Below are 6,294 nucleotides of genomic sequence, written 5' to 3' on the forward strand. Positions count from 1 at the left end.
AAACAGGCCGGCAAACCCGGCAAGGTCATTATCGTCGCCTGTATGCGAAAGCTGCTCACAATCATGAACACGATACTCAAAAATAATACGCCGTGGAGTCCCCAAAATGCTTGACTTGGAACACAGTTGCTTGGGGGACGCTACGCTAACCCGACCTACTGGATTGCTGATCCGCTTCGTCGTCAGCGTCGGGTTTCCGGCATGCATCGGCCTGATTTAGCCAGTGCCCCTAAGAAAAGGTTTCGTCGCCCGTAGGTTCGTAGTGAGGAACGGCGTTCATCTGGTGCCGCAACTGCGACAGCGTGAAGTACATGCGGCGGCGCGCGCGGCTCTGGTTGCCTAGCGGGCGGTGCTCGGCGATGCTGTGCCAGGGGTTGTAGGAGAGGCGCTTGGCAAAGTCCATTTGCGCGGGTGAATCGAAACGCTGACGCAGGATGCGCAGCGTGGCCACCGACACGCGCGGCGAGAGCCGCTCGGGCCACAGCACGGCGGCGTTCTCGATCGGCATCAGGTGCGGGTCGGTCTGCAACTGCACGCGCACGTCAAGATCGACATCGCCGGCCTGCAGCGAGGCGACCATTGCGTTGCGCAGGTAGTCGTCGGGCGGGCGCAGCGGCAGGCGCGGGATCGGCGTGCGCTTCTTGCTCTTGGGCCAGAACGAATACTGCATGGCCTGGCCTTCGCCGAGCAGGTAGGGCACGCAACTGAAGTACGGTGCTTCCAAGGGGCTGCTCTGCGTCTTGGTCCATAAGCCTTGCATGATCGCATCAAGAACATGCGGGCGGTGCAGGTTGAAAAAGTAGAAGATCTGCGCGTTCTTCACGCTCTCGATCTGCAATTGCGCGTTGGCGCGGACGTCGGGCGTCACGAAGGTCGGCGGGGAGACGCCAAACATGTCCTGCGTGAACTTCTCTTCTTCCATCAGCTTGAGGCCGGGTACGCCCATCAGCTTGACGCTGATGCTCATGAAGCCGACGTCGTCGATGTCGGGCGTGACATAGGGGCCGGGGCCCGAGAAGCGCACCCAGGCTTTGTAGGTTTTGGGCTGCGCAAATATGCCGTGGCGGAATTCTGCGGGCAGGCCTTCATGCACGATGAACTCGGCGCGCACGATGCCCTGCGTCTTGGTGTTGCCGCCGCGCTCGACGCCGCCGGGCTTCCACAGCTTGGCGCCTTGCTGGCGAAAGCTTTCGATGATCGAATCGACGAACTCTTCTTCGCCGGGCAGCAATCTCTCCTCGGCGATCTTCAGGCCCTCGTTGCGGCGCTGGGCGTTGATGAGGGCCGTGGTCAGCCGCGCCAGCGGGTCGCGCAACACGGCGTCGAAGGCGGGCCGGATGAAGGGGTCGATGCGGCGCTCGGCCTGTATCAGCCTGAGCAGCGTATCGGACACCCAGTTGCGCAGGGCCGAGCCGGTGTCGGCGGGAGGTACGGGGCGGCTGGCGTTCGAGTTCATGGCGATCCTTGTGAGCGCGTGCTGGCGAGGTAGCGCAAGGCCCGAATTCCGGGCAGGAAGAAATAGGCCCCGCCCAGTACGGTGACAAACTGCGGCAGACCGCACACGCGGCGGTCGGGCCCGCCGGGTTGGGGCATCGAGAATTCATTTGTGGGCGAGCCGTCGGCGGTCGGCTCGCGCGTGCCGAGCAGCGGATCGCTCTCGTTGCGCAGGCCATCGAAGCGCGTGCTGGCCAGCCAGGCGCTTTGCACGAACTCGAACTGGCGCGCCAGGCTGGCACCCAGGCAGATGAAATGCAGGCCGGTGTCGGAAGCGCTCCCCGTGCCGCTCAGCGCCTGATCGATCGAGACCGCCGCTCCGTACTCGCGCCCGCGCCGCAGCATGCGGTGAAAGCGCGTCGAGGCCACGCGGTCCCGCTCACGCGCCTGCGCATCGAAGCCCAGCGTGCGCTTGAGCCACGAGACCAGTCCCGGCCCACCGCTGGGCAGATCGGCATTGCGCGGGTTGGCGCGGCGCACGTGGGCGCCGAGCGGGCAGCGCACGCCCTGCGTGTCGGCCTGATAGTCGAAGGCGTTGAGATCCTTGCCGGCATCGGCATCACCGTTGGACGTGACCACCGGCACGCCCTGGCGCGTGCGCCCGACCATCGCGGCAGCCAGGCGCTCGCGCTGCGCCGCATCGCCGCCGACCTGTGCATTGACGAACTGCCAGAAGCCGTGCACGTCCTGCCGCAGTTGGCGCAGCACGAGGTAGCTGCCATTGCGGCCGAGGTCGGCCTCGGCCGGCCGGTCTTCGGCGCGCGGCAGCAGCGCCTGCGGGTCGCGCTGCGGGTCGAGCAGGGGGCGGTCGGTGAAGCCGCCGTACTCGTTGGGGTAGCCGAGCAGGTATTCACCCAGGCAACTGAGGTTGTCGTAAGCCGCTTGCTCCTGGTCGCGAACGGCCCGCGTGCGCTCCCAATCGAGTCTGGGTTGCGATATGCCATCGACAAAGCCAAAGGGCTCGATGCCGTCCATGTCGCTGGTCGGCAGCCTGAGCAGGATGTCGAAGGCGCTGGCGACTTGCGCCTCGACAGCTTGCTGAAAAGCCGCCAGCCGGCCCGGCAGAGCATAAAGCATCACCAGCACATGCGGCACGCGCTGTCCTGCGCCCCACTGCCAGTGCTCGGGCGCGTTGGCCCCCACATCGCCGAGGCGGCGCGACTGGCTGGCGTCACGGCCCAGCCCCGAGACGAACTCGGGCGAAAAGGCATTGACGATGTCATCGGCCACGCCCAGCGCTTGCAGGCCGTCGCGACTCAAGGCTAACTGCAGTGCAGTGTCGGGCGGCGGATCGGCGGTGATGGCACTGCTTACCGGTACGCTGGCGAGCCAGGCGCGCGCCGCTTCCCGCTCCTTGACCTGAAGCAGCAGGAAGCTGGCCTGCGTTTGATGCTTGTAGCCGAAGCGCAACAGGCCCTGGATGTCGTCGAACTCGACCGTGCGCGTACTCATAGCAACCTCAGCCAGGCCAGTGTTTGCGCATCGCTCATCTGCGTGTTCTCCAGTCCTTCCCGAATGCGCTGGTTGCGCGTCAGGTCGTGCAGGCTCAGGCCGGGATAAGCCTTGTACCAGACCTGGGTCGGCACCTGGTGCCGCCGCTGGTAGCGCTTGAAGTCCTGTTCGATGCGCGCACCGCCGAGGATCAGCCAGCGCGTGCGCGGCCAGCCGACGCCGTTGCTGAATACCAGGTTCAGGCCCCAGGCGACCTTGTTGATGAAGTCGTCCATGTAGCCCTGGTGGCTGCCGTCATAATTGCTGGTGAACACGACGCGCGTCTTGTCGTCGATGAATACCCAGCGCGCGAAGTGAATGGTTTGCACGCGGGCCAGAAAGCCGCAGGTGAAAACGTGGCGGCAGGCGTAGTCGATCAACACCAGCAGCGCGCTCACCAGCCAGCGGCGAAACAGCCCGGGTTTGACCGCGCCAATCGCCGTGTACTGGTTGCTCACGTCAATGTCTTCAAGCACCTGCAGTTCGGCCAGCGCACTGGCTTGCGGGCGCGGGCAGATTTCGGGGTCGCTGCTTTCCCGCGTGCGCAGCAGATAAACGAGCAGCGGCGAGAGAACGATCAGGAACGGCAGTGCAAGCAGCCCGACGAGCGGTACCGCCAGCAAGTGGGCGATTTTGGCGACCTGCCATGCCAGCGGCGTCGGCTCCGGTGGCGTGAGCCGCAGGCGGCCGGCGCGCACTTCGCCATTGACCAAGTCGCGCAACCCGGCATGCAGGGCGCGTGCCTGTTCGGCTGAGTTGACCGGGGCGCGCGACACGCTGGCCGAGAGCACGCGTTGCAAGGCACTCTCTTCCTTGATTTGCCGCACCGTGCGGCCCACCCAGTTGACATAGCTGGCGGCGATCGGGCGGTCGTGCGCCTGCATCCAGGCCAGCACATCGGTTTCGGCGCCAAAGCCCTCGCAGTGCGCAAAGATGCGGCGCAAGCCTTCGCCGGCACGCTGCACCAGTTCGGCCAGGACCTCGTGCGCCGGGCCGTCGCAGTCACCCATGAAGCTCAGAACCGTGGGCAGCCGTGGCCGCGGTATGCCGAGCGTATCGAGGTCGACTTGCAAGGCATCGTCGAGCACCACCAGGCGCGCGAAGTGCAGCCGCTCGATGGCAGCAAACGGCAGCACGGCGTTGCACGGGTCGGCGGTGCCGGGCGTGGCATTCATGGTGACCAGCAGCGCGCGCAGGCTGGCCTCGCGACCGGCCGCGAGGGGTGCCACCAGCATGAAGTGAGCTTGTGGAGTCACGGCGTCAGAACTTGAGGCAGAAGTCGATCAGGCGCTCTTTGCCCAGGTACACCTTGCCGAGGTAGAAACCCGGGCCGATCAGGCGAATCTCGTCGCGCACATAATGCGCGAGTATCGATGTCTCGGAATAGTCGAGCACGATGCAATCCTTGCCGTCGAGCCAGCTCGGCCCGGTGTAAACCCTGGCCAGAATGGCTTCCAGACCGAAGGCCAGAATCCTGTTCTTGAGCACGCCCTTGCTGGCGTCGAACACTTTGCCTTGCCAGCCGAAATGGTTGATGAAATTCGCGATCGTTGCGCTGTAGCGGGTGCCGGGGGCGATGATCGCCGTGCCTTCGGCCGGGCCATCGGGTATCTCGCCTGCAGGGCTGGCGCGAAACAGGTCGTCGAGCTGCGTCTGGGACATTGCCAACAACTGGCTTACGTCGTAGGCCATGGTGATCTCTCCTTCAGCGGGCTTGCTGCGGTTGATAAAACTCACTGGGCTTGAACGGCATCGAAGGACAGGTCATCCCACGGGCTGACGCGGAGTATCGCTGACGCCGGGTGCCGCAGTCAATCGTCGAATTCATCGCCGAATTCGCGGCCTCTTTCTTCCTTGATGCCGCCTCAATGGCACTGCTCAGTGATTCTGGCAGAGAGGGCAATGCGCTTGCGCGAAAGTTGTCCGGCAACGTGTCGTGTTATCTGGCGACCGCATGGCTTTTTTGCGCTGCTGTTTCCCGTCCAATATCGGCTGCCGCCTTGGAAAAAATATCGTAGAAGGCCTTGTGAGTGACTTTGTTGATCTCTTCCTGAGGGCTCATGTTGATCATGTATGCAGGTCCCTCAACGGGGCCGGATTCGTACTGTTTCTGGTAACTGGTTTTTCCATCCTGGTCGATGATTCTCACGTCGGTTACGACAACAGCCGTCGGTGTTATGGCAAAGCCCAGGTTCTTGGCCTGGTTGTATTCATATGAGTACGAAACAAGCTTGGGCGTTACGAGGGCTACGTATTTACCGCTGTCGGTGTGGCTTACGGGATCGCCAGTCTCCACGTTCTTCGTATCGGCACCTCCCTTGAATGCGTCGGCAAATGCGGCGCCAGCGGACTCCTTGAGGATTTTACCGACAGGGATGGTCAACGATGTGGCCGACCCAGTGAAACTGGTCGGATTTCCAGTGTAGACATATTTATCGTCTTGAACGCTGGTCACAATCAGAACCTTACCCTCAAACGGTTCCGCGACCGGTCTTCGGGCAGAGGCGAGGTAAGACGGGTTGTAGTTCGCGGTATACGCGCAACCTCCGATAAAACACAGAGGAGCAAATGCGGCAACGATCAGTGCTTTGTTCATGGTTTATGAATCCTCTAAGGAGATTTTAGTCTTGCACTCTTGCGCATGGTCTCGATTCGCTCGAGCCCACGCAGTTCCTCGTTCCCGGCAAGCCCGAGTTGAGCCTCGCAATCGGCAGGTTGGCAGGTGGCGGTAATGCGTCCCTTGACGAGTTTGGCTTGATCGATCAGGGTGTCCCTCTGGAGGTCGAAGAACTTGTCTCGGGACAGAGCGTCCTCGAATTCGGCCGGCGTCAGACGTATTGAAACGCTGGCGTCGTATTGCGCTGTTGCGCCGCTTGCGGCATCGACGAAGACGCCGATGAGTCCACCCAGGATGATGTTGCCGAAGGTCATTGGCTGGAACTGTCGCCCAACGGCGCCAACCGCATCCAGAAAACCGTCCTTCCGGCAATCGACTTCGATGGCCAAATGACTCTTCGTCACGCTCAACCCGCCGGGTGTCGGATTGACGATGCCGATTACCGCCCCATCTCGTCGAAAGATACAAGCCGCACCTTCGGGATCTGTCAAGACATTCACCGTTTGTCCGGAGCCCGTGGTTATGGTCGCGCAGGCGCTTACCAGGGTTGCCATTACCGTGAAAAAGTATGGCTGAATGGCAATAAATAACTCTCGCAGCCAGAATGGCACGATGGGCAGTTAAAGAACGAATCGGCGCGCCACCACTCTGCCAAGCACCACCCCTGGTGCCTCTAACATCAGTGAAGGTTT

At 62.6% G+C, this 6,294-nt stretch carries 6 protein-coding genes and 1 pseudogene; 1 reads left to right on the plus strand and 6 read right to left on the minus strand.

The window, feature by feature from the left end; all coding sequences use genetic code 11:
- Nucleotides 1-114 (plus strand): annotated as a pseudogene (locus JNM42_RS14860) (IS110 family transposase); the annotation flags it as partial.
- Nucleotides 115-229: 115 nt separating this feature from the next.
- On the opposite strand, the gene JNM42_RS14865 reads toward JNM42_RS14860, so the two are convergent.
- From JNM42_RS14865 to JNM42_RS14890, 6 genes are all read right to left on the minus strand, one after another.
- Nucleotides 230-1,456 (minus strand): hypothetical protein, encoded by a 1,227-nt coding sequence (locus tag JNM42_RS14865; protein ID WP_294271750.1) that lies wholly within the window; start codon nucleotides 1,454-1,456, stop codon nucleotides 230-232.
- Nucleotides 1,453-2,946, minus strand: coding sequence for a hypothetical protein (locus JNM42_RS14870; RefSeq protein ID WP_294271753.1), 1,494 nt, complete (start codon nucleotides 2,944-2,946; stop codon nucleotides 1,453-1,455). The genes JNM42_RS14865 and JNM42_RS14870 overlap by 4 nt, the downstream gene beginning before the upstream one ends.
- On the minus strand, nucleotides 2,943-4,220 hold the full coding sequence (locus tag JNM42_RS14875) for a hypothetical protein (protein WP_294271756.1): 1,278 nt from the start codon (nucleotides 4,218-4,220) through the stop codon (nucleotides 2,943-2,945). Before JNM42_RS14875 ends, JNM42_RS14870 begins: the two co-directional genes overlap by 4 nt.
- Before the next feature lie 25 nt (nucleotides 4,221-4,245).
- Nucleotides 4,246-4,677: a hypothetical protein gene (locus tag JNM42_RS14880; protein ID WP_294271759.1), complete on the minus strand. Its 432-nt coding sequence runs from the start codon at nucleotides 4,675-4,677 to the stop codon at nucleotides 4,246-4,248.
- A gap of 247 nt (nucleotides 4,678-4,924) precedes the next feature.
- A complete protein-coding gene (locus JNM42_RS14885; RefSeq protein WP_294271761.1) occupies nucleotides 4,925-5,581 on the minus strand; it encodes a hypothetical protein in 657 nt (218 codons plus the stop codon).
- Between the two features lie 14 nt (nucleotides 5,582-5,595).
- Nucleotides 5,596-6,093 carry a hypothetical protein gene (locus tag JNM42_RS14890; RefSeq protein ID WP_294271766.1) on the minus strand — a complete coding sequence of 166 codons (498 nt, stop codon included), beginning with the start codon at nucleotides 6,091-6,093 and terminating at the stop codon, nucleotides 5,596-5,598.
- Nucleotides 6,094-6,294 lie beyond the last annotated feature (201 nt).

Origin of the sequence: Propionivibrio sp., assembly GCF_016790145.1 — a bacterium.
GTDB lineage: Bacteria > Pseudomonadota > Gammaproteobacteria > Burkholderiales > Rhodocyclaceae > Propionivibrio.